The sequence below is a fragment of the Fusobacterium sp. DD2 genome (assembly GCF_018205345.1).
Lineage (GTDB): Bacteria > Fusobacteriota > Fusobacteriia > Fusobacteriales > Fusobacteriaceae > Fusobacterium_A.
On sequence record NZ_JADRHM010000005.1, the window covers coordinates 36,486 to 62,271 of the forward strand.

Here is a 25,786-nt window from a genome sequence, read left to right on the forward strand (position 1 = left end):
TTACTTTATTGTCTTAAGTTTTAAGATATGCCATGTTACTCCAATAAACACTACTGCTAAAAATACCTGCATATGTGTATTTGTAACTTTTGACATTGAATATCCAATTCCCAATGTAAGTATAATCAGGACAATTATTTTATTTCCCACTGTTATACCTTTTTTCTCTCGGTAGTCCTGGATATATTTTCCAAAAACTCTGTTATTTATAATATAGTTATAAAATCTATCTGATGACTTGCTAAATGAATATGTTGCCAAAAGTAAAAATGGTGTAGTGGGGAGAAGGGGGAGGAAAATCCCCACTGTTCCCAATATTAATGACACTATTCCTATCATAAAAAGCAACTTCTTTTTCATTTTATTCTCTCCAATTCATCTCATATTAAAATCTGTATCCTGCTTTAACTCCAATACTTATATCATCCTTTTCACTATTTGTTATATAAGTTCCTTCTAATCCATAACTCAATCCATTATGAACATTTACGTTATAATCTAAAAATACCTTAACAGCATCCTTTTTATAACTCATACCTTTAACTTTAAAATCTGAACTGCTATTTTTAAATCTTCCATTAAGATCCTTATTATCATATCCTGCAAATCCATGAACCAGATAAACTCCTCCAGAAATACTGCTATCTAAAGTCTCTCCAGGAACAGTTTTTACTAAGTTTAATCCTAACTGTCCATCTAAATAGTTGTAATTTTTAGAATCTATCTCTATAGCTAAAGGTTTATCATTTTCTTTTGATTTTCCCTGATTTACCATAGTGTATGAAAGCAGTCCCTGAGTTTCAAGATCCAATCCATCCATAATTTTATACTTATATACAGCTCCAGTGTATCCATTCAATGAAAGAGTCTTTACCTTTCCTTTAAACATATCTCTTTGATAATTATTTCTCATATCACGGTCCACTTTATAGTCTCCATACTGTCCTCCAATTCCACCTAATAGGCTGATATTTGGAGTTAAGGAATATCTTGTATAACCTGATAGATATCCAGAATATCCCTTAATTTTAGAAGTTGTCGTTACAGTTTTTAACGTATCATCTTGGATTTCATTATGAGAAGTTGAAGCTCCTCCTACTACCATACCAATATTTACTTTTTCTGTAACAGGTACCTCATATATTCCATAACCTGTATATACATTTCCCTTAAAATCTTTCATAGTGTTACGATTAGTTATAGCTCCACCACCTGCATAGCTACCTTTTCCAAAATCATGTCGGATATTAAATGGAATATTTGTATATGTATCCATCTCATTTTTACTTATCTTATTTACTCTTGAATAGATATTTTTATTCTGAATCTGATTTATTAGAGTTTTAAATTCAGAAAGAGATTCCTCTTCACGTTGTGTATAAAGTAAGTCTCCTAAAAGTTTTGTATACATCTTTCCAGTATTTGAACCATATCCACCATCTAGTTGTTTTGTAAGACGGTTATCCAATTCATCCTCATCTATTTTTGAAAGCTCCTTAAGCTTTTTACTAGCATCATTTAGATATACTATAAGCTCATCTTTTAGATACTCTGATTTTGTCTGCCAATATGAAGTTCCATAATTTTTAAGTCCATCTTTTACAAGCCCAAGTTTTTGAGCAAGTTCTTTCGCTTCCTGTACTTTTAATCCATCGAAAAATTCATTTCCACCATTTGCAGCATTTATAGCTACCAATTTATCATAGAGAGGTTTGAATTTTTCATCAAAGTTTTTTTCAAGTTGAGCTTTAATCTTATCTGCCTGTGCATCTCCATCTGCAAAGCTTTTTAGAGTTTCAAAATCCACCTTATTAAAATCATCAACATAGTTAAAAATACCATCTTTTTTATATCTATCCATCTCTTTATGTTGCACTTTGCTTTCTATCAATTCTGGACTATTTTGAATAGCTGTAATATCCTTTTTAAGTGCCTCTCTTCTCTTTCCAACATATCCAAACTGATCTAACTCATTCAAAATTTTTTCAGGAGTTCCCTCTCTTAAATCCTTTGCAAGAGTATGCATTTTTCTATTAAATGCTTCATCCTCTTTAGCACTAAATATTGTACGTTTATTTGTATTAGATAGAGTAGGCCCCATATACGATAACTGCTTTGAATTTTTTAAACTTCTATAGACCTCATTTTCAGCAGATGAAAGTTCTTTAATACTGTCTTTTACCTTAACTACCAGAAGATCTCCTTTTCCAGGTGCAGTTTCTTCTATCTCCAATTGGTTAGCTATAGAGTCTGGTACAAACTTTAGATGATACTCTACCATCTCTCCTGGAGTGTATCTGTTAAATGATGGTCCCATATAGGTTGCCTTTCTTCCAAGATCTATCTTACTATCTTCATTTAGTCTACTTGTCATAACCTCAATAGAGTAGTTATCTCTGTTCATCTCTTTTCTAAGTTTCTCCTCAGGTGTTTCGTCTCCCCAAGAATAACTCATACGGTCTAAAATTGAGTCTGCACTTACTATGACCATATCCTTATCTGAATCCTTTAAGAAATGTTGATAGTAGTTTCCATTTGCATCCTTTTTATCCGGATCTATATCCATGGTTACAGAGGTTCTTCCTGAAAGAGAGGCGTCCTGAAGACTACCAATCATTCCACCAATTAGAAGTGACCCTACATTTTTTAGTTTTGCATATGGACCAAAAGTAATATTTGTTCCATATTTTCCTGTAAACTGCTCAGTGACCGTGATTTCAGAATTTTCTCCAAAATCTACAGTTCCATTTACTTGCCCTTTTCCTCTAAGTTCCACATGCTTATTTTTTATAACTGCATCTTTTTTATTTTCTATATATATATCACCTTTATTTGAATAAAGTTCTCTTGCAAAATCCTTGTCATCATATACATAGAAATTTCCAAACACTGCATCTTTATACCCTTCTGGCCAATAACTTACGACACTTACAGGTTCCAGGTTCCAAAGAATCTTCCATTTTTCTCCTTTACTGTCTACAGAGTACAACTCTCCATTTTCAATAATTGCATTTACATGATTTTCTACAAGTTTTCCTTTCAGATACTCTAAAACTTCTGATTTTTCATGTCCTACAATTTTTGTATTGTAGTCATCTATTGTTATTCCAAGCTCTGTTTGATCCTTCCAACCTATCCATGGAGCCTTATTTTTATACACTCCATTTATAAGATAGTGGATATTTTTTCCTTCACTTGCTACCTTCCCATCAAAATCTCTTTTATTTACGATTCCAATATTGTTAGCTATATTTCCATTTCCCATAAAGAAACGGTAATAATTTCCAGCCTCTTCATCCTCTCCAGTTTGTGCTACTGGAATGATATTTATTTTGTCCTCATCCTTTTTATCTACTTTATAGGCCTTTTTTAAGTATCCACTTGGAGTACCCTTTTTTCTATTTATCTCATCTACAACTCTCAAAAGATTGTCATAAGATCCTCTTTCTATAGGTTCTAAAGTCTCATCACTTGAAAGCACTCTGTAGTTTGGATTTGGATATACCTTTTCATCATCCCCATATCCATAGCTTGATATTCCTAATACTATCATCATCAACATGCAAATCTTTTTATTCATCAATCTATCTCCTTTATAGCTCTTCTTATCTCTTGATTAACTACAACTTAATTAAAACTTCACATTAAGTTCCATATAGTAATTTCTTTCAGGTGCAGGATATGCTTCCTTACTTGTTTCACGTAGGTTATACTTAGTAGAAGCCAGATTTTTTATCCCTGCTTTAAGTGAAGCGTGGTCATCTATCTTATAAATCATTCCCACATCTACAACTCCATGACCTTTGATATTAAATCTGCTTACATTGTCATCATCATCCAGTTCTCTTGCTTCTTTTTTACCTTCATAAGTATAATTTCCTGTAAGTGATAGATGCTCTGTTAAACTATATTTCGCTCCAAGTGTAAGTTTCATAGAAGGAACCATAGGAATTTTGTCATTTTTCTTTATGTTATATCTTGGATCTCCCTTTATTACCTTGGCATTTACAAATGTTGCTGACTCTGAAAGTGATAGTTTGTCTGTTAGTTGTTGCTCTGCCTCAAGCTCCAGTCCCATACGTCTTGTCTTTCCTATATTTCTATATTTCCATCTTTTTACTGCAGGATTTGTAACTCCTGAATTTATAAGAGTAATCTCATCCTTTGTATCTGTCATAAATAGTGATGCAGATAGGGTTGTAAAATCAAACAGGTAATCTCTCATTCCAAGTTCAACAGTATCAGTAATTTCTGATTTAAGTCCATTTGCCACATAGATTGAAGCTACATTTACAATAGGTGGAATAAACATTCCATTTGGATTTTTTAACTTTGTATCATGGATTTTATCTGTAAGCTGTGTTGCAAATGGTGTTACAAATCCATGCTCATATCTTAAAAATCCTGCTCCTGTGTCTCTATATCTATATAATCCACCTATCTCTCCAGCATAGTTATGAAGCTTTTCATCTGTTTCAACATGCTGGATTTTTGGATCTAAAAATGGCATTGTATTTGGTCCATTATGACGGTATCCACTATACTTTGTAAGCTCTCCTCTTAATCCAGTTGTAAAATCAAATTTCTCTCCAATATTTAATTTATTAAATGCATAAAGAGCATGAGATTCCTTTGATAGATCTATATGGACCTTATTTATTACTGGTTTTCTATCTCCAGATGAAAGATTTACATTGGAAATTCCATCATTGTATGTCTTCAAAGTTTCAGATCTTACATATGAATCCCTTTTATTTGTTGATTTGTAATAATCATATCCAAGGAAAAGATTTCCACCATCATATTTATAGTTTGTCTTAAGTTTTATTCCATTTTTATCCTCACTGAATTTAGCCTTCATTTGAGATTTTACATCCTGAAAATGGTATATTACTTTGTTAGCTGTAAATTTTCTATTGCTCAAAGTTATATCAATATCATCTACACTCTCTGTTTCAATATCCCTTTTCTGTTTCTGTTTAAAGGCTGTAGCACCAAAGGTAAAGTTCTCATTATTTTTATATTCATAGTCAAAAGTATAACTCTGGTTTTTAGTTTCCAAATCCATATTAAGACCAGGTGCTCTTCTGTTATGAGCTAATAGTTCCTTTGATATCTCAGTTGTTCCATCATTTTTTTCTTTTCCATTTCTTCCTTGGAATCTTATCTTATTTTTATCATTGATTTTATAATCAAATCCTCCTAAAAATACTGTATTTGCCTTGTCTTCAGATCTTCTATACCCCTCACTATTGATATAATTAAATCCATAGTTTACATAGAGGCTGTCTGTAATATTTTGTCCACCAGCAAATCCAAAATTTCTATTATCATAAGATCCATATTTCATATCCATAAAAAAGTTATTTTTCGTAGCATTGGAATTTGTCTGAATATTTACTACTCCTCCCACAGATCCACTTCCATAAAGAGTTGCTCCACCACCAGGTATTATCTCAATTTTACTTATTGATTCTATTGGAATTGAGTTAATAGGAAGGCTAGACATATTCTCTTCAGTGGGATTGATACTTATTCCATCAACCATTATCTTTACTCTGCTTAATGATTTCTCTCCACTTCCACGCATATCCACTCTTGGCCCAAAAGCTGTATTTTGTACTACAACCCCTGGTGCATCCCTAAGTACATCTTCAACATTTTTATAGTTTTTTTCCTGAATCTGCTCCTTAGTCACTATATAGGTGTTTTTAGACATCTTTGGTGCCTTAATAAACTCCCTATTATAGCTTTTATTCTGTATAACACTTTTTCCAAGCTCAATAGTATTCCCACTGGCAAATGCCGTTGCACAAATAATAAAACTTAAAATTCCAACCCTTTTTTTCATTTTCATAACTCCTTTGTTTTTAAAAGTTTTTTTATATCAAAGTACTTATAGCATAAAGAGTGATTTTTAACAAATATACTTCAGAATATCTCATGTAGATATTTTTATAAATTCATGCAGTCTTTATAAATTTATATGCATTTTTTATATTATCTTGTGTTAAAAATATATTTACTTTTATAATTATTTGATATACAAAGTAAAATAATAAAAAAAATCAGCTATTAAGCTATATTTTACAGGTATACTGCATTGTATTTAGAAAATAGTATCTCCTCAAGTTCTTTAAGTTTCTTTTTATTCAGATAAAGAGTCTGTCCATTCCTGAATGTAATAGATTTATCTTTATAGTTTAAAGACTCAATTTTAGAAAGGTTTATTATTGTTCCCCTCTCTATTTTTACAAAATCCTTATAACTTTGTATCTGCTCAATCTCAGAAAATTTCTTCTTTACAGCAAATACTCGTCCATCTTCGAGATTAAAATTACACTCTCTTTCAATACTTGAATAGGTTATACTGTCGATGGTATCAAGCTTTAACATCCCAACTTTAGAGCAATCAGTAACAAATACAGTATCAACTTTTGAAAGCCTGTTGCAGATGCAGTCAAGTTCCTTTCTAATGCCACTTATATCGTTTTTCAGCAGATATCGTATCTTATACTTTGACTTGCTGGAATTCATTACCACATTGATATTTTTTTCAACTAGAATCATTACAGGTATTCCAATGTTGCAATAAAACTTAATTTGACTTTCAGCATAATCCATTTTTCCATCAATAACCATTACATCAACATTCTTTTCTAACCCCTTTTTATTTTTCATGTTGATGTATTCCAGGTGATTATCACAAAAAATACTCTCTTCAAGTTCCCTATCTAAGTACACTCCTATCATTTTATCCCTCTCCTTTTCCCAAGTTATTTCAAAATCTGTTTATAATCATAACACAATGAAGTTAAAATATCAATATTTAATTATTTGTAAGTCAAATAAATTGATTATTTTATTTTTTGCTATTGACTTTTTTAGATTATAATAGTATTATCCTAATTGATTGATTAGTATCACTTAACAAAATATTAAGGAGGATTATATGCTGTACTATTTAAAAGTTGGGGGACCTTTAATGTGGATATTGTTTGCTATGTCTATAATATCCCTCACTGTAATTTTAGAAAGAACATGTTTTTTCTGCAGACGTGAAAGATTTCATAATAAAAACTTTAATTCAGAAATAATTGCTGCTGTTGCAGCTGAAGACATGAAATGTGCAATTAATCTATGTGAAAATGAAAATAACTCAGTTGGATGTACTGTAAAATCATTTTTATGCAGATGTGATAGAAATGGGGACTTTCACCATTTTGATCAGCTTGTAAAAGAGATTGGAATTGATGAAGTAGGAAGCTTGGAAAAGAGGCTTCATATTCTTGGAATCATTGGGTATACCGCACCTATGATTGGACTTCTAGGTACAGTAACCGGTATGATTCAGGCATTTCAAAATATGGCATCTCTAGGAGCTGGAGACCCAACTATTGTAGCTGCTGGAATATCTCAGGCTCTTGTTACAACTGCTGGTGGTCTTATTATTGCTATTCCAACAATTATTGCTTACAATCTGTTTAACAAAAAAATAGAGGATACTGAAGGGGAAATAGACAAGATAACTACCAATTTAATCAATATTTTAAGAAAGAATTAGGTGATAATATGGCACAGTTTAGAAAAAAAAGGCCTATTATGGCTCTTGATCTCACACCACTTATAGATGTTGTATTCTTACTTATCATATTTTTTATGGTATCTACTACTTTTAACAAGTATGGAAAGATAGATATTGACCTGCCAAGTTCCAAACTTGAGACTCCTGAAAAACAGGATAAATCTCTTGAGGTGATTATAGATAAACATCAAAATTACTTTATCAGTGAAAATGGTAAAACTAGACAGATTGATTTTTCCAGCATAGATCAATATTTAAAAGGTGTAAATGAGGTCACTGTATCTGGGGATAAGGATCTTAAGTATCAAACTATTATGGATACTGTAACTAAAATAAAAGAAAATGGAATCACCAATTTAGGAATAAATTTCTATGAGTAGAAAAAAATGCTATAGAGGTGAGATCAATATAACATATTTTTTCATAGTTGCCCTTCTCATCCACCTCTCACTATTTATATTTAGAGAATATTCAATTAAAGGAGATTCAAATCTTGGAATTAGAAGCAATGGAGCTCCAATATCTGTCCAGGTAAAAAGTGATACTTTTAAAAAGCCACGTCCTTCCTCTGGAACTCAGCTGGAAGCTAAGGCAGAAAAAAAAGCAGAACCTGAAAATAAAGCAGTAAAAGAAGATTTTCTAAGTAAAATCAAAGACAAGAAAAAAGAAAAAAAGATTGAGAAGAAAAAAGAGGTAACTCCCCAGAAGGAACTAAAAAAACAGAATCAAAAAACAAAGGAAACAGATAACAATTCAAATGCTACTCAGAATCAAGCTCCAGCAACAGCTATGTCAGATCCAAATTCAGATCAGGATTTTTTATCAGGCAATTTCTCTATTGGAACTGATGGAAGTGTAGTTGCAGCTTCAGCTGATGGAATTGATTATCAGATTGTAAAACAGATAGATCCAGAGTATCCTAAACAGGCTAAAAGAATAAGATATTCTCAAACTGTAGTAGTTAAAGCTAAATTTCTTGTAGGTTTAAATGGTAATATTGAAGATATCAAGATTTTAGAATCTCATAGTAAGCTGGGATTTGATAAGGCAGTAATAGATGCTTTACATCAATGGAAATTTAAACCAATTTTTTATAAAAACAAGAATATTAAGGTCTATTTTACCAAATCCTTTGTATTTGAGAATATAGACTAAAAAAGACAGAAGGTTTCCCTCCTGTCTTTTTCATACGAACTATATAATAAAACTATTATAACGGCTTAATTATAGTGTAAGATTTTTTTCTGTTTCAATATCAAAAATATGGCATTGCTCCATGTTGAAGCAGAATAATTCTGTATCACTGAAATTTGCTCCAGTAGATTTTTCAACTGGAATTCTACAACTGAATTGTTCATTTCCTAAAGTGAAGTATATAAACTCCTCATTTCCCATTTGCTCAACTATATTTATTCTTCCTGGAACTAAATATGCATCTGGAGCAACAAGTTTATTTCCAACATTTTCAGGTCTTATTCCAAACCATACTTCCTTATTTATATTAGATTTAACTTTTTCTGCTTTATCTTTAGGAAGTTTTAATAATATATCATCAGTTAATTTAACAAAGACTTCCTTATCCTTTTCAACTAATGTTGCTTTAACTATATTCATAGCTGGTGATCCTATAAACCCAGCAACAAATTTATTTGCAGGTTTTGAATAAAGGTTTAATGGTGTATCTACCTGCATAATCTTACCAAAGTTTAACACACAGATTCTATCTCCCATTGTCATTGCTTCAACCTGGTCATGAGTTACATAAATCATTGTAGCATTTTGTCCCTCTGCTTTAAGTTGTTTATGAAGTTGAGTTATCTTAACTCTCATTGATACTCTTAATTTTGCATCAAGGTTTGATAAAGGTTCGTCAAATAGGAATACATCAGGTTTTCTTACAATAGCTCTACCTACTGCAACCCTTTGTCTTTGTCCTCCTGACATCTCTTTAGGTTTTCTATCTAACAGTTGTGTTATTTCCAGTTTTTCAGCTGCTTCTCTTACTCTTCTATCAATTATCTGTTTATTAACTTTTGCCATTTTTAATCCAAAAGCCATGTTTTCATAAACTGTCATATGTGGGTATAGTGCATAGTTTTGGAAAACCATTGCTATTCCTCTATCCTTAGGAGGCAAGTCATTTACCAGCTTGTCGCCTATGTAGATTTCCCCTCCTGTTATATCTTCAAGACCTGCTATCATTCTAAGTGTTGTTGATTTTGCACATCCTGATGGCCCTACAAAAACCATAAATTCTCCATTTTTAATTTCCAAATCAATTCCATGTACGGCCTTAAAACCATTGGGATATTGTTTTTCTACTTTTTTTAGTACAACTTCCGCCATATTAAAACTTCCTCCTTGTGACTTACTACATTTTTACTTTTTTATTTTAAATATTGTTTAACAAATCTTATACACTCTTTTGCTGTGTTCACTGTTGAATTTTCAAGAAGAATATCTATATCATCTTTATATTTTTGAAGTTCACTCATAAAAAATTCAACATCAAACATTCCTTTTCCAATAGGTACAGCTTTTATTTCTCCATCTTTTATAATAAAGTCTTTCAGATGGATTTTTTCAATTTTATCCCCAAATAATTTAAAAGATTTAACAATAATCTCCCTTTGCTCTCTGTAGTTATCTACTGTTAAAAAATTAACAGGATCAAATATAACTTTAAGATTTTCTGAATCTATAGTTTTTAATGCTCTGTGCATTTTTTCCGGTGTGGCAATAATATGTTTTGCCACACCTTCAATAGCTAAATTTGTATTTAAATTTTCAGCATGTTCTACCAATTCCTTTACTGATTTTAAAAACAGTTCAAAAGCTTCCTCTGTTGCATTAAGTTTTGTGTAGGTATATGTAGTGTTAAAACATCCTGTTTCTGTTCCAACAAGGCTTGTATTTAGTAATTTTGATAAGTACAAATGTGCCTTAAATTTATCCAAGCTTTTTCTTCTGCTTTTTTCATCTGTATCGGTTAAATTAATATAACAACCTAATACTGAAATATCTATACCATTTTCTTTTAATTTTTCAGATAAGAAATTAGCAAATTCTTTATTTAATTTTTCTTCTGAGTAGGTAAAATCTATAAAAGATTTGTTCAAAGCCAACTGAATACATTCTCCATCCAGACTTTTCACCAGTTTTAACAATTCTGAAAAATCCTTTATTTCATATTTTCCCATATCATGTGCCCTTATACCAAATCTAATCACATTACCACTCCTATTTTTAAATTTTAATTATTTATTTCTTTCTAAAAATTCATTAGTAGTTTCCACTACTTTTTCAGCAAACTCATCTGAAGAAATCTGATTATAACCTAAGTTATCCACTAAATCTTTCAGTTCACTGTGTAATTGTTTATGTTCAAATAATGGGTGTATTCCATTTCCTGCAAAAGACATTACCTTATTATGAGCTTCAAGCATAAATGGATCTAATAGATTTTCTTTTTCCAATAATGCAATAGCTTTTTTATTTGCAGGGATACCTCTTGAAACTCCTAATATCTTAACTGCTTCATCATCAGTTAATAAGAAATTAAGTAATTCTGCTGTTTCTTTAGGATGCTTAGTATCCTTATTTATAGCAAATGCCATTGAAACTTTTGTAAATCCAGAATTATGATCTCCCAAATCTTTTGGATAATCTCCAACTACAAGTTGTTCCCCTTCTTGTAAAGAGTCTCTCCATTTAAGTGATGCACTATCCCATTCATATGTTCCACCAAATTTACCAATAATCCAGCTTGGATGTTGGTCAAGTTGAACATTTCCTGCTGCTGCTCTATATTCCAGTGATGGAATAGTTTTTGTATTTACCAGGTCAAGATAAAAATCTGCAGCATTTTTTATCTGTTCTTTTGTATACGCAACTTTATTATCTACAATAAATGGTTTTCCAGTTTCCTGTTCAAGTTTATAAAGCATCAATAATAATGCTCCATAGTAGTCTGTTTCAAATGGAAAATAATCTTCTCCTAATTTTTCTTTCATAACTACTGCATCTTCTTTCATCTCTTTAAAGCTCTTAGGAATATTAAGTCCTGCTCTATCAAATGCAGTTTTATTGTATAAAAATACTCTTCCTGCAACTCCATATGGAATAGCATTTAATTTACCATCTATAGTACATTGAGATAATAAATTACTATCATATTGAGAAAGATCAATTATTGATGATAATTTATTTAAATCATAAAATCCATTTCCATCTTTTGAAAATATATTTATCCAGTTCCAGTTGATTTGCATTAAGTCAGCAGCCATTCCTCCTGCCATTTGAGTAGTAATTTTTTCCTGCCAACCTTGCCATCCACCATATTCTGTTTTAACTTTGATGTTCGGATGTTTTTCTTCAAATAATTTTACAGCTTCTACAGTCTTTTTATGTCTATCTTCTCCACCCCACCATGACATTCTTAGTACAACCTGATTGTCACCTGATGCTGAAGATGTTTCTTTCTTTTCTCCGCATGCTCCAAATAACATTAGAGATGCTACACCTAAACAAAATACTTTTTTTAAATTCATAGTTGAATTTCCTCCCTATTTAAAAAATTACAGTTAAACTATTTATTTTCTTCTAAAAAGTTATTTGTAACATCAATTATATCCTGTGCTGTTTCTTCTGCTGTTTTGTTACCATATCCAAATGTTTCTATTATTCCTCTTAAATCTGTATTAAGTTTTTTATGCTCAAATAATGGGTGTGTTCCTTTTCCTGCAAAACTTTTTACAGTTTTATTAGCTTGGAATCCAAGCCCTTTAAGTTGATTATTTTCTTCTAAAACAGTTACAGCCACTTCATTTGATGGAATACCTCTTGAAGTTCCCAATATCTTAATTGCGTCTGGATCTGTTGTTAGGAAATGAATAAGTTCCGCAGCTTCTTTTGGATGTTTTGTATTCTTTTTAATTGCAAAAGCCATTGATATTTTATTAAATCCTGACTTATTATCACCAAAATCTTTAAAATAAGGTGCTACAACTAAAGTTTGCCCCTCTTCTAAAGCATCTTGCCATTTTTGTGCTGAACTGTCCCACTCATAAGTTCCAGCATACTTTCCTGTAATCCAGCTTGGATGTTGATCTAATGGAACAAATCCTGCTGCTGCTCTTACTCTAAGAGATGGCATTACATGATTATCAATTAAACTCTGATAAAAATTAATCGCATCTACTAACTGCTCTTTTGTATAAGCTACTTTATTGTCTACAATAAATGGTTTTCCAGTTTCCTGCTCAAGTTTGTATAACATTAGTAACAGAGCACCATATACATCTGTATCAAATGCATAATACTCATCACCAAGTTTTTCTCTAATAACTTTAGCTGATTTTGTAAGTTCATCAAAAGATGTAGGCACAGGAAGACCAGCTTTTTCATACACAGTTTTATTTATATAAAATACTTTTCCTGTAACTCCAATAGGTACAGCATTTAATTTACCATTAACTGTACATTTTTCTAAAAGATCTGGAGAATAGTTTTTATCCAGTTCCAAAATATCTCTAACTTTATTCAAGTCATAAAAACCTTTACCATCTCTTGAAAAAATATTTATCCAGTTCCAGTTAATTTGCATTACATCTGGTGATGTATTACCTACTATTTGAGTTGTTACTTTTTCCTGCCAACCTTGCCATCCACCATATTCTGTTTTAACTTTAATATTTGGATGTTTCTCTTCAAATAGCTTTACAGCCTCAATGGTTCTCTTGTGTCTGTCATCGCTACCCCACCATGAAATCTTTAAATTTACTGTTTTTTCAGCTGCTTTTACTACAGTTGGAAAAGCAATACTTAAACCTAAAAAACTCATTAATAAAATTTTCTTTAAATTCACTTTCATACCTCCACTTTTTTAGTCATATACTAGGATATAAGTTTCATTTTGATAAAAAAATATAATATTTTTTGACTATTGTCAAATGAAATGTTTGATTTTTTTACATTTAAGTGGGTAAAACTTCATTTTTTCAAGAATTTAAATGATTTTTATTTTTCCAAATAATATTTTTTGTTAACAGACATGACGTTTCTTTTTTGCAAAAATCTAATTCTTTTTTTAAATTTGTATTAAAAATTTAAATATATTTTTTTTGCAAAAAAATAAAAAAGAGAAGTTTTTTATTTCTTCTCTTTTTAAGCAAAATAACTCGGATATTTTTCTAATAAATAATCCATTTTATTTTTGAAGTTTGACAGATGACAGTCAACTATTGAATCAACTTTATCCTTCTCTTTATTTTTTATAATTTCAAGTATCTCTTTGTGTTGCTCGAGAGTCGGTATTAAGTTTGTTTTTTCTACAGCATCTAAAAATCTCACTCTGTCATAATGTGTACTCAATGATTGAATTGAATTCCATACTTTTTCTTTCCCAACTTCCTTATAAATCAATCTATGAAACTCATTATCTAGGAAAAACAGTTCAGAATGGTCTTCTTCAACTTGAGAAATTATGTTTTGAAACTTTAAATTCTTTTCAAGCTCTTTTATCCCAGCTTCAGAAAAATTATCTATAGCTAATCTTAAAATCTCTTTTTCAAGAATTTTTCTCATAAAATATGCTTCTTCCACTATATTTAAATCTATCAGAGACACAAAAGAACCTTTTTGAGGGTAAACATTCATAAGTAATTCCTCTGACAATCTAACTATAGCCTCTCTAATTGGAGTTCTACTTACACTTAAAGCTGAACATATATCTGCTTCACTTATAATTGTTCCCGGTTTTATAGTCAATGTCATAATATTCATTTTTAAGATTCTATAAATATAGTGCTTTGTATTTTCTCCAAATTGCCTGTTAATTTTTATTAATTCCATATAGCACCTCCACGAAATTATTATATCAGAAGTTCTCAGATATGTAAAATTCAAATTATTATACATTTCCTACTAAAACTATACACTAAAAACTAAAATAATATAAAAACTTCTTGACTTTTTTCTAAATCCATACTAGGATACTAGTATAAAATAAAAAGTAGGAGGGTTTTAAATGGAATTTAAGACTGTTATTTGTGAGACTTATATTGATAATTTTTTAAAAAACTACAAGCCTTACAAAGGAAAGTGGTGTTATGAAGATGGTTGCCTATTACAGGGATGCCTATTATTATACAAAGCTACTGGAGAAAAAAAATATTTAGATTTTATACTTAAATATTTAAATGTTTTTGTTTCAGATAATGGCGATTTAAGAGGATATGTAAAAGAAGATTACAATATTGATAACATCAATGCCGGAAAAGTTTTATTTGATATCTATAATTTAACAAAAGATAAAAAATATAAAAAAGCGATAGATAATCTTTACAGTCAGCTTCTTACTCATCCAAGAACTGAATGTGGAAACTTCTGGCATAAAAAAAGGTATGAAAATCAAGTATGGTTAGATGGATTATATATGGTAGAACCTTTCTATACCAGATATGAAACTGAATTCAATAATAAAAAAAATTATGCAGATATCTATAAACACTTTACAAATGTAAGAGATAACATGTTTGATGAAGATAAAAAATTATATTATCACGCTTGGGATACTGCTAAGAAACAGGAATGGGCTGATAAAAACACTGGCCTTTCTAAAAATTTCTGGGTAAGAGCAATTGGATGGCTGTTAATGGCTATGATTGATACCCTTGAATATATGTCAGAAGAAATTTTTTATGAATACAGAGGCCTTCAAATCCTGTTTAAAGAAGCTGTCTATGGAGTACTGCAATATCAGGATCCTAAGACACATATGTGGTATCAGGTAGTTGATAAAGGTGGAGAACCTAAGAACTATGTTGAAACTTCAGGAAGTTTAATGATTGCTTATGCAATGATGAAAGGTGCAAGACTTGGTTTCTTAAATGATAAATACAGAGAAATAGGACTTGAAGCATTTAAAGGAATTTGCAATACATATCTTAAAAAGAAAGATGATCAATTAACTTTAGAAGGTATTTGTCTTGTTGCTGGCCTTGGTAATTTTGATAATCAGCTTAGAGATGGAAGCTATGAATATTACATGTCTGAACCAGTGGTAGCAGATGATGTTAAAGGATCTGGAATATTCTTAATGGCTTATAGCGAGGTTTTATTATTGAATAAAGAATTGGAGGAATCTAATTATGAAAAATAAAAAATTAGTCGGATATCTATTTATAGCCCCATGGATAATTGGATTTTTAGTATTTACAGCTTATCCTTTTATATCATCACTATGGCTAAGTTTTACAGATTATAACCTGTTAAGTGCTCCAAAATTTGTAGGATTAGGTAACTACACTAAGCTTTTTAAGGATCCACTTTTCTTAAAAACTTTAAGTAATACTTTAAAATATGTTTTTATCACTGTACCTATTAAACTTTCATTTGCACTATTTATTGCAAATATTCTTAACTATAAACTAAAAGGAATTAACTTCTTTAGAACAGCTTATTATATCCCTTCAATTTTAGGAAGAAGTGTTGCTATTGCTGTACTTTGGAGATTTTTATTTTCAGATCAGGGACTTATAAATATAATTATTAATTTCCTTGGAATTGAACCTATCTCATGGTTAGGTGATCCTAAATATGCACTATTTACTGTAAGTTTATTAAGAGCGTGGCAATTTGGATCTGCAATGGTTATTTTCCTTGCTGCACTGAAAAATATTCCAGAAGATTTATATGAATCAGCAAGAATTGAAGGTGCTTCTAAACTTGCACAATTCTGGTATATCACAATACCTATGATATCTCCTGTAATATTCTTTAACTTTATAATGCAATTAATTCAAGCATTCCAGGAATTTAATGGTCCATATATAATCACAGGAGGAGGTCCTCTTAACTCAACAAAACTTCTTCCTCTTCTAATATATGATAATGCATTTAACTATTATCAAATGGGATATGCTTCAGCAATATCTTGGATACTTTTCCTAATTATTATGGTATTTACTGTATTTGCATTTAGAAGCCAAAAATATTGGGTTCACTATTCAGATAATGGGGAGGAATAAAAAATGGCTAACAGACTTAGAAAAACACAAATTAAAAATAATATAAAATCTGGAATTAGATATACAATTCTGATTCTTGTTGGGATAGTTATGCTTTATCCATTAATTTGGCTTTTAGGAGCTTCATTTAAAACAAATGCTGATATCTTTACAAGTATTGGTTTTATTCCTAAGGATTTCAAATTTGATTTTACTGGATATATAAATGGATGGAAAACATCTACTGAATATACTTTTGCTACATATTTCTTAAACACATTTAAAATAGTAATTCCAAAAGTTATTCTTACTATAATTTCAGCTGTTCTTACAGCTTATGGATTCTCAAGATTTAAGTTTCCAGGAAAGAAAATCTTATTTAGTATTTTGATATCAACACTTTTATTACCAAATGTAATTTTAAGAATTCCTCAATTCTTAATGTATAAAAACTTTGGGTGGTTAGATTCTTATCTTCCACTATTTGTTCCAGCTGCATTTGCAACTGATACATTCTTTGTCTTTATGCTTATTCAATTTATCAGAGGACTTCCTAAAGAAATTGAAGAGGCAGCTCTGGTAGACGGATGTAATCCTTTACAAACACTTGTGTATATTATGGTACCTATGCTAAAACCTGCAATCATTTCTATAGCATTATTCCAATTTATGTGGACTATGAATGACTTTATGGGACCATTAATCTACTTATCAAGTGTTGAAAAATATCCAGTGGCCTTAGCATTAAAAATGTCTATGGACGTAAGCAGTAATGTTAACTGGAACCAGATATTGGCAATGTCTATAATTGGATTAACTCCATCTCTATTAATTTTCTTTGCAGCTCAAAAACATTTCGTCGATGGAATATCAGCTGGAGGTGTTAAAGGATAATGAATATCAATATACTTCTTGTAACTTCAAGTGCAGTTACATTTGAAATTGATAACAATGATAATTTCTTTTTAGAAAAGTCTATCTCTTTAAAGATTAATAATGAAAATATAAAATTGGATAAGGTTGTAAATACAGTTTATGACCTTACTCCAAATACTGAATACTCACTTGAGTTCTTCAAAGGTGAAGAAAAAATTCACGAGACTGAAGTTAAAACTTTAAATGAAAAATTCTTATTAAATGTAAAAAAATTTGGTGCTCTTGGAAATGGAGTTTCAAATGATACATTAGCTATTCAAACAGCAATTATGGCTTGTCCTGCAGATGGTCGTGTATATATACCAAAGGGAAGATATCTTATTACTTCCCTTTTCCTAAAGGATAATCTGACACTTGAATTTGCTGAAGGTGCTCAATTAATTGGTGATACTGAAAGAGAGAATTTTGGAATACTCCCTGGGCTTATTGACAATGATAACAATGATGAATACTACCTTGGAAGTTGGGAAGGAAATCCACTAGATACATTTACATCACTTATTACTGGAATCAATGTTAAAAATGTAACAATTCTTGGTAAAGGAATTATAGATGGAAGAGCTTCTAGAGATAACTGGTGGAAAAATCCAAAAATAAAAAATAAAGCATGGCGTCCAAGAACTATATTTTTAAATAACTGTGAAAATATAAATATTGAAGGAATAACTATTAAGAATTCACCTTCATGGACTCTGCATCCTTTTTTGACAAAAAATCTCAATGTCTTCAATATAAAAATAGACAATCCTATGGATTCCCCAAATACAGATGGATTTGATCCTGAATCATGTGAAAATCTAAAATGTATGGGAGTTGAATTTTCTGTTGGAGATGACTGTATCGCAATAAAATCAGGTAAATTATATTTAGGAACTGTTTTAAATAAACCAACTAAGAATTTTCTAATTAAACACTGCTTAATGAAATATGGACATGGCGGACTGGTAATTGGAAGTGAAATGGCTGGTGGAGCTGAAAATATACGTATAGAAAATTGTGATTTTTATCAAACAGATAAAGGAATAAGAATAAAAACAAGACGTGGAAGAGGAAAAAATGGAGTTATAGATGGAATCTATGCTACAAATATTTCAATGAATAAAGTTAAAGTTCCTTTCGTTATTAATTGTTTTTACTTCTGTGATCCAGATGGAAAGACTGAATATGTTTATACAAAAGAGCCTCTTCCTATAGATGACAGAATCCCAACAGTTAAAAATATTAACTTAAAGAACATTACTGCAAAAGATACTTATATTTGTGCTGGATACCTGTATGGTCTTCCTGAAAATCCAATTGATAAGGTTACTTTGGACAATGTCACAATAGACTTTACTTCTGAAAATGTAGAGCCTGACTATCCAGCAATGATGTCATTTATTGAACCTGAAGCTAAAACTGGATTTTTTATGGAAAATATTAAAGATATCAGTTTAAATAATCTTACTATAAAAAACAATACTGGTGAAAAAATCAGAATTGGAAAAAATTGTAAAGATAATTTGAAATAATAAGTGAAAATAAAAAAATGATAATAGATATGCTACAGAAGGAGATTAAGATGTTAGATAGAAAAGAATTAAATTTACCAAAATATCCAGAAAAAATAATCCAATTTGGAGAGGGGAATTTTTTAAGATGTTTCTTTGACTGGCAGATAGATATCCTGAATAAAAAACAGAATCTCAATGCTGGAGTTGCAGTTGTAAGACCTATAGATTATGACACTCTTCCTCTTCTAAATACTCAGGATGGACTTTATACTGCTATAATTCGTGGAATTAATGAGGAAGGTAAAGCTGTAAAAAACTATAGAATTGTATCTTCTGTCAATAGAGAAATACCTGTATATAAAGAATTTGATGAGTTTTTAAAACTGGCTCACAACCCTGAGATGAGATTCATTGTGTCAAATACTACAGAAGCGGGAATTGTCTACAGTGATAAAGATAAGTATGAGGACAGACCACAAAACACTTATCCTGCTAAATTAACAAGACTTTTACATGAAAGATTTAAACACTTTAATGGAGACAAAACTAAAGGATTTATCCTTATGCCTTGTGAACTTATAGATTACAATGGTATTGAACTGAAAAAAATAGTGTTAAAGTATACTCATTTATGGAAATTGGAAGATGAGTTTATAACTTGGTTAGATGAAGCAAATATATGGTGTTCTACTTTAGTTGATAGAATTGTAACAGGATATCCAAGAGCAGAAAAAGATGAACTTGAAAAAGAACTTAAATATGAAGATAAATTTATGGTTACTGGAGAATATTTCTATCTATTTGTAATCCAAGGTCCAAAAGATATACTTACAAAAGAACTTCATTTAGAAAACTCAGGTCTCAATGTGGTTATTGTAGATGATCTTAAACCTTATAAGATGAGAAAAGTTGGAATTTTAAATGGAGCTCATACAGCTATGGTGCCTGTTGCATATCTATATGGTATCGATACTGTAAGAGAGGCTATGGAAAATGATGAAATCAGAACTTTCATCGATACTGCTATTGATCAGGAAATAATTCCTGCAATTGATATGGATAAAAAAGAATTAATAGATTTTAAAAACGCTGTAATCGATAGATTTAAGAATCCATATGTAAAACATATGCTTATTGATATCGCTTTAAACTCAACATCAAAATATAAAACAAGAATACTACCTCAGGTTCTGAAAATGCATAAGAAAACAGGTAAACTTTCTAAAAAATTACTATTCTCATTAGCTGCATTAATTAGATTTTATAAAGGTGTTAGAGAAAATGGAGATTCTATTAATTTAAGAGACGATGCAAAATTCCTTGATTTATATAAAAAATTATGGGAGACATCAGACTATAAACATATAGTTACTACAATACTTGGAATGAAAGAACATTGGGATATAGATTTAAATGAAATCCCTGGAATGACTGATCTTGTAACACAATATCTAACATCAATTGATACTAAAGGAATAAAAGAAGCTTTGAAAGAGGTAAAATAAATGAAGGAATTCATAAAAATAAATGAGTTGGACAATGTAATTATTGCATTGCGAAACTTTAAACAAAATGAAATAATAGAATGTGATAATAAAAAAATAATTCTTTCAGAAGATGTTGACCGTGGTCATAAGATTGCCATTGATGATATAAAAGAACATGATAATATAATAAAATATGGTCTTCCTATTGGATTTGCAACAAAGAACATCCAAGCAGGTGAATGGGTTCATACTCACAATACTAAAACAAACCTTAAAGATCTCAATACTTATGAGTACTTACCAAACTTTATACATAATGAAATCAAAAGAAAAGATATCAAAGTAAAAGTTTATAAAAGAAAAAATGGAGATGTTGGAATAAGAAATGAACTTTGGATAGTTCCAACTGTTGGATGTGTCAATGGAGTTGCTCAAAAAATAAAAGAAGCTTTTTTAAAGGAAGTTAAAGAGCTTGAGATAGATGATATTAATGTTCTAACTCATAATTATGGGTGCTCACAATTAGGTGAAGATCATCTTAATACAAGAATTATTCTTCAAAACACAGTTAAACATCCTAATGCAGGGGGAGTTCTGGTTTTAGGATTAGGTTGTGAAAATAATCAGGTATCTGAATTTAAGCAGACTATGGGAGATTATGATGCTGAAAGAGTTAAATTTCTAATAGCTCAGGAAGTGGACGACGAAATCCAGGCTGGAAAAGAAATTTTACTTGAATTATATGATAAAATGAAAAGTGATAAAAGAGAAGAAGCCAGTATAAATACTGTAAACTTTGGACTTGAATGTGGAGGATCTGATGGCCTTTCTGGTATTACAGCCAATCCAATGCTGGGATATTTTTCAGACTACATCATAAGTCTAGGTGGAACTACAGTTCTTACTGAAGTTCCTGAAATGTTTGGAGCAGAAACTCTTTTAATGGAAAGATGTGAAAATATTGAAGTCTTTGAAAAATGCGTAAATATGATAAATAATTTTAAAGAGTATTTTTTAATTAATGGACAAGAGATATATGAAAATCCATCTCCTGGAAATAAAAAAGGAGGTATTACAACTCTTGAAGACAAATCCCTGGGATGTACTCAAAAGTCTGGAACTTCAATTGTTGTAGATGTACTTAAATATGGTGAAATACTTAAGAAAAAAGGATTAAACCTGTTAAGTGCCCCTGGAAACGATCTTATAGCTACTACAGCACTGGCAGCTGCAAAGTGCCACATTGTTCTATTTACAACTGGAAGAGGAAATCCTTATGGAGGTTATATTCCTACAGTTAAGATTTCTACCAATACAGATCTTTATGAGAAGAAGAGAAAGTGGATAGATTTTAATGCTGGAAAAATAGTAACTGAAAATATGAGTTTCCAAGAAATAACAAAAGAGTTTATTGAATATATTGTCAGAGTAATAAATGGCGAAAAAACCAATAATGAAAAAAATAACTTTCAAGAACTGGCAATTTTTAAATCTGGAATAACATTATAAAAATATTGGAGTTGAGTATTAAAATGAGAAAATTTATGTGTGATGATTTTTTATTAATGACTGAAACTGCTAAAAGATTATATCATGATTATGCTAAACACATGCCTATATATGATTACCATTGTCATTTAAATCCAAAAGAGATATATGAAAATAAAAAATACAAGAATATAACAGAAGTATGGCTAGGTGGAGATCACTACAAATGGAGAGCTATGCGTTCTAATGGAGTAGATGAAAAATACATAACAGGAGATGCTGATGATAAAGAGAAATTTATCAAATGGGCTGAAACTGTTGATCAATGCTATGGAAATCCACTTTTCCACTGGACTCACCTTGAATTAAAGAGATTTTTCGGAATTGATTTGATTCTATCAAAAGAAACTGCAGAAGAAATATGGAATCTTGCAAATGAAAAATTAAGTTCAGATGATTTTAGAGCAAGAAATCTAATAGAGATGTCAAATGTAAAGGTAATATGCACTACAGATGACCCAATAGATTCTTTAGAATATCATATAGCATTAAAAAAAGATACAACATTTAAAACTATTGTAAATCCCGCTTTCAGACCAGATAAAGGAATAAGAGTTGAAAAAGAAGAGTTTATTCCATGGTTTAATAGATTAGAAGAAATCTACGGAGAAAAAATAGATACCATTGATAAATATACTTCAGCACTTGCAAATAGAATTGATTTTTTCCATGAAGTTGGATGTAGAATATCAGACCACGCTTTAGATCCTGTAGTTTTTGCTAAAGCATCTAAAGAAGAGGTAAATGCTATTCTTCTTAAAAAACTTTCTGGAGAAGAACTTACTGAAAATGAAGTTAAACAATTTAAAACATATATTATGATTTTCTTAGGTAAAGAATACAATAAGAGAAATTGGGTTATGCAAATTCATACTGGTTGCATAAGAAATGTATCTACAAATATGTTTAACCGTTTAGGACCAGATACAGGATTTGATGCTATTGGAGATAAAACTTATATCAATGAATTAGCAAGTCTTTTAGATGCAATTGATATTACAAATGAACTTCCTAAAACTATTTTATATAACTTAAATCCTCGTGACAATGAAGCAATTGGAGCTTTAATCGGATGCTTCCAAGATGGAAAAACACCAGGAAAAATTCAGTTTGGTTCTGGATGGTGGTTCTTAGACCAAAAAGATGGAATTATAAGACAAATGACAGCTCTTGCTAACTTGGGACTTCTTTCAAGATTTGTTGGAATGTTAACTGATTCAAGAAGCTTCCTTTCTTATACAAGGCATGAATATTTCAGAAGAATTTTATGTAATCTTTTAGGAGAATGGGTTGAAAATGGAGAACTTCCTAATGATTTAAATAAACTTGGAAAAATGATTGAAAATATCTGTTTCAATAATATAGATAACTATATCGCTAAATAAGCAAAAACTACTTCTATAACTTAAAAAGGCTGATGGTTGCAACCATCAGCCTTCCTTTATTTTTAATCACAATTAAAATAATAAGTTCCAGATACACCATAAGCACTGTTTCTATACTGATTCATAGGAATACCAACCTTAGCATTGACTTTAAAGTTTTCATTTACTCCATATACTACTCCTACTGCCACTGCCTGTTTATTTCTATATCCTCCAACTCCTGCTCCTACTCCAACTTTTCCAACTGGGGCGTCATTAAAGTCCAATACAGACATAGAGGCCACTGCTGCAAGTCCTTCTGAAGTTCTTTTTTCCACTCTATCAACTTTATTACTTACATCTCTGACTTTATTATCCATTTGAGCAACTTTATTGTCCAGTACTGTAACTCTGTTATCTACTTTAGTTACCTTGTTATCAATATTTATAACCTTATTTGTTACTGGCTCTATTTTTTTGTCTACTATTTTTACAACTTCTTTTTTATCTGGAATTATATTTTTATCTATTTCTACAACTACTGCTTCTCTGCCATCACTTGTAGTCCCTTTAGTTGCTTTTAGACCCTCACCATAATCAAAAGCAAGTTTATTTAATGCAATCTCTGCCTCTGTTTTTCCTTCACTATAGTGTCCCTTTTCTACTTTTCCACCATTTGCAATAATTACTGGCTTTTCGGCTAGACTCTTAAGTTGAGCCACATTTACTGCATCTGTATCATTTGTACCTGCAGCTACTCCTGTAATTTGACGTGTAGCTCCTGTTTCTTCGTTCCCAACACTGACAGCAGCTAGCTGAGACTGCCAGTTTCCTATAAGGTCTCCAACCTCTTTTTTCTTAAGTGCTTCTTTATATTGAAGATCTTCTGCTTCCTGAGCAAGTCTATCAAACTCTTTAGCTTTCTGTATAAACTCATTTTTATCTTTATATTTTTCTGTCTCAAGTTCAAGTCTTAACTTATCCGCTTCCCACATCTTATTTTCAAGTTCCTGTTTAACACTATCAAGCTCTGCCAGCTTATTTGAAAGTTCACTAGCACTTGTGTTAGTTCCATTTTTAGCTAAAATCTCATCTGTCGTAAGTTGTTTTCCAGTAGCAGCATCATAACCTGCCACTCCACTCTCTCTAGTTGCAAGTGAATATGAACCTAAAACAACTGAATCAGATATTGCTGAATGTGCATACTGCCCAACTAAGGTTACTCTTTGGACATCATCTTTTGCTCCAGGGTCTTCAAGGTTTGTTTCACCATGTCCTACAATTGACATTGTACCTATTAAGATACTTTCTCTACCACTATTTACTGTACCTCCACCTAATGAGTATGCATGAGTTCCTGTTACCATATTAGCATATCCAACTCCTGCACTTCGTGAACCAAGAACAGTATTGGCTGTTCCTATTGCAGCTCCAAAGTCTCCAGTTTCTGCAAATTTACCTGAGGCTTGATACTGTTTTACATACATTGTGTTATTCTGTCCACCTAGAACTAGAGCACCATACCCATGGCTAGCATTATCAAATCCTACAACTGTAGATCTATTTTTTTTACATCGTTCCTGCTACCATATACATTATTATATTGTCCAGCAGTATCGTTCATTGCTCCCACTGCTGTATTATAATTACCTATTGTTGTATCACCATAACCAATAGTTGTACTTCCTAATCCATTATTTACATTGTTCATTCCGATAGCTGTAGCTCCATATGAGCCATAATTATTCTTAATAGTTTTTCCAATATTATGAACATTAATACCAACTGCTACACTACTATCTCCTTCTGCAATAGCTTTATTCCCCACAGCTATTGAGCTTTTTCCTATAGCTCCAGAATGAGATTTATCATAATTTGAATCCTCAAGGTTATCAGGTGCAGTTCCATTTACATTCACCCAGTTTTCTGCATACAAAGAAGTTATTCCTGATTCTAACACTAACAAAGCAGCTGCTAAAAATGCTACTTTTCTGTTAAAGATTTTTTTCAACATTACTTTCATACATCCTCCCTAAAGTCAATAAAAGTACTGTAGTAAAAAATACAATAACATATCAAACTTACCAGTTCTCAATATTATTTTCAGTATAAATATTTAATTGTAATTAATCTTATTTTTCACTACCGAAAACCAATTTTTCACATCAATATCTCTCCATGATAAAACTATAGCAGTTTTTTTTACACTTTTCAATAAAAAACCTTGTTATTATTGATTGCTTATTTTACAATTCCAGTTTAAATAGTAATCATTTTTATACATATAGCTAAAAATAGTAGTTTTAGAAAAATATACTTGATATATTAATTTATTCAAAAATTCAATTTTATTAAAAGAAGAGAG

General features: G+C 30.8%; 21 protein-coding genes. 10 read left to right on the plus strand and 11 right to left on the minus strand.

All coding sequences use genetic code 11. The features are described 5' to 3' along the window. The 4 genes from IX290_RS01535 to IX290_RS01550 form a co-directional block, all read right to left on the minus strand. Complete coding sequence (locus tag IX290_RS01535) at positions 1–360, minus strand: YbaN family protein (RefSeq protein ID WP_211491437.1); 360 nt, start codon at positions 358–360, stop codon at positions 1–3. Positions 361–385: 25 nt separating this feature from the next. Beyond that, positions 386–3,580, minus strand: coding sequence for an autotransporter domain-containing protein (locus tag IX290_RS01540; protein WP_211491438.1), 3,195 nt, complete (start codon positions 3,578–3,580; stop codon positions 386–388). 51 nt (positions 3,581–3,631) lie between these two features. Further along, positions 3,632–5,851, minus strand: a complete 2,220-nt coding sequence (locus tag IX290_RS01545; RefSeq protein WP_211491439.1) for a TonB-dependent receptor — start codon at positions 5,849–5,851, stop codon at positions 3,632–3,634. Positions 5,852–6,087: 236 nt separating this feature from the next. Continuing rightward, on the minus strand, positions 6,088–6,753 hold the full coding sequence (locus tag IX290_RS01550; RefSeq protein WP_211491440.1) for a LytTR family transcriptional regulator DNA-binding domain-containing protein: 666 nt from the start codon (positions 6,751–6,753) through the stop codon (positions 6,088–6,090). 199 nt (positions 6,754–6,952) lie between these two features. Here IX290_RS01550 and IX290_RS01555 point away from each other — a divergent pair, with 199 nt between their 5' ends. Genes IX290_RS01555 through IX290_RS01565 form a run of 3 tightly spaced genes read left to right on the plus strand, consistent with a single transcriptional unit; the run spans position 6,953 to position 8,740 of the window. After that, complete coding sequence (locus tag IX290_RS01555; RefSeq protein ID WP_211491441.1) at positions 6,953–7,564, plus strand: MotA/TolQ/ExbB proton channel family protein; 612 nt, start codon at positions 6,953–6,955, stop codon at positions 7,562–7,564. Between the two features lie 8 nt (positions 7,565–7,572). Continuing rightward, complete coding sequence (locus tag IX290_RS01560) at positions 7,573–7,965, plus strand: biopolymer transporter ExbD (protein WP_211491442.1); 393 nt, start codon at positions 7,573–7,575, stop codon at positions 7,963–7,965. Then, positions 7,958–8,740: an energy transducer TonB gene (locus IX290_RS01565; protein ID WP_211491443.1), complete on the plus strand. Its 783-nt coding sequence runs from the start codon at positions 7,958–7,960 to the stop codon at positions 8,738–8,740. Before IX290_RS01560 ends, IX290_RS01565 begins: the two co-directional genes overlap by 8 nt. A 69-nt stretch (positions 8,741–8,809) precedes the next feature. On the opposite strand, the gene ugpC is transcribed toward IX290_RS01565, so the two are convergent. From ugpC to IX290_RS01590, 5 genes are all read right to left on the minus strand, one after another. Then, positions 8,810–9,931, minus strand: a complete 1,122-nt coding sequence (gene ugpC / locus IX290_RS01570) for a sn-glycerol-3-phosphate ABC transporter ATP-binding protein UgpC (protein ID WP_211491444.1) — start codon at positions 9,929–9,931, stop codon at positions 8,810–8,812. 41 nt (positions 9,932–9,972) lie between these two features. Further along, complete coding sequence (locus tag IX290_RS01575; protein WP_211491445.1) at positions 9,973–10,815, minus strand: sugar phosphate isomerase/epimerase family protein; 843 nt, start codon at positions 10,813–10,815, stop codon at positions 9,973–9,975. A gap of 27 nt (positions 10,816–10,842) precedes the next feature. Continuing rightward, positions 10,843–12,135 carry an ABC transporter substrate-binding protein gene (locus IX290_RS01580; RefSeq protein WP_211491446.1) on the minus strand — a complete coding sequence of 431 codons (1,293 nt, stop codon included), beginning with the start codon at positions 12,133–12,135 and terminating at the stop codon, positions 10,843–10,845. 38 nt (positions 12,136–12,173) lie between these two features. Next, positions 12,174–13,451 carry an ABC transporter substrate-binding protein gene (locus IX290_RS01585; protein WP_211491447.1) on the minus strand — a complete coding sequence of 426 codons (1,278 nt, stop codon included), beginning with the start codon at positions 13,449–13,451 and terminating at the stop codon, positions 12,174–12,176. A gap of 299 nt (positions 13,452–13,750) precedes the next feature. Beyond that, the gene (locus IX290_RS01590) at positions 13,751–14,437 is read right to left on the minus strand and encodes a GntR family transcriptional regulator (RefSeq protein ID WP_211491448.1); all 687 of its coding nucleotides are present in this window, start codon (positions 14,435–14,437) and stop codon (positions 13,751–13,753) included. Positions 14,438–14,612: 175 nt separating this feature from the next. Between IX290_RS01590 and IX290_RS01595 the strand changes: the two genes are divergently transcribed. The 7 genes from IX290_RS01595 to uxaC are packed head-to-tail and all read left to right on the plus strand — an operon-like array spanning position 14,613 to position 23,442. Further along, the gene (locus IX290_RS01595; protein ID WP_211491449.1) at positions 14,613–15,746 is read left to right on the plus strand and encodes a glycoside hydrolase family 88 protein; all 1,134 of its coding nucleotides are present in this window, start codon (positions 14,613–14,615) and stop codon (positions 15,744–15,746) included. Next, the gene (locus IX290_RS01600) at positions 15,736–16,614 is read left to right on the plus strand and encodes a sugar ABC transporter permease (RefSeq protein ID WP_211491450.1); all 879 of its coding nucleotides are present in this window, start codon (positions 15,736–15,738) and stop codon (positions 16,612–16,614) included. Before IX290_RS01595 ends, IX290_RS01600 begins: the two co-directional genes overlap by 11 nt. Positions 16,615–16,617: 3 nt before the next feature. Further along, positions 16,618–17,487: a carbohydrate ABC transporter permease gene (locus tag IX290_RS01605; protein WP_211491451.1), complete on the plus strand. Its 870-nt coding sequence runs from the start codon at positions 16,618–16,620 to the stop codon at positions 17,485–17,487. After that, the gene (locus IX290_RS01610) at positions 17,487–19,040 is read left to right on the plus strand and encodes a glycoside hydrolase family 28 protein (RefSeq protein WP_211491452.1); all 1,554 of its coding nucleotides are present in this window, start codon (positions 17,487–17,489) and stop codon (positions 19,038–19,040) included. Before IX290_RS01605 ends, IX290_RS01610 begins: the two co-directional genes overlap by 1 nt. Positions 19,041–19,090: 50 nt before the next feature. Further along, positions 19,091–20,527: a tagaturonate reductase gene (locus tag IX290_RS01615; protein ID WP_249168798.1), complete on the plus strand. Its 1,437-nt coding sequence runs from the start codon at positions 19,091–19,093 to the stop codon at positions 20,525–20,527. Further along, positions 20,528–22,018: an altronate dehydratase family protein gene (locus tag IX290_RS01620; protein ID WP_211491453.1), complete on the plus strand. Its 1,491-nt coding sequence runs from the start codon at positions 20,528–20,530 to the stop codon at positions 22,016–22,018. It abuts the gene before it with no gap. 23 nt (positions 22,019–22,041) lie between these two features. Continuing rightward, complete coding sequence (uxaC, locus tag IX290_RS01625) at positions 22,042–23,442, plus strand: glucuronate isomerase (protein ID WP_211491454.1); 1,401 nt, start codon at positions 22,042–22,044, stop codon at positions 23,440–23,442. A 62-nt stretch (positions 23,443–23,504) separates the two neighbouring features. Here uxaC and IX290_RS11730 read toward each other — a convergent pair whose 3' ends face one another. After that, positions 23,505–24,908 carry a YadA-like family protein gene (locus IX290_RS11730; RefSeq protein WP_211491455.1) on the minus strand — a complete coding sequence of 468 codons (1,404 nt, stop codon included), beginning with the start codon at positions 24,906–24,908 and terminating at the stop codon, positions 23,505–23,507. Positions 24,909–24,967: 59 nt separating this feature from the next. Next, a complete protein-coding gene (locus IX290_RS01635; RefSeq protein WP_211491456.1) occupies positions 24,968–25,444 on the minus strand; it encodes a hypothetical protein in 477 nt (158 codons plus the stop codon). Positions 25,445–25,786 lie beyond the last annotated feature (342 nt).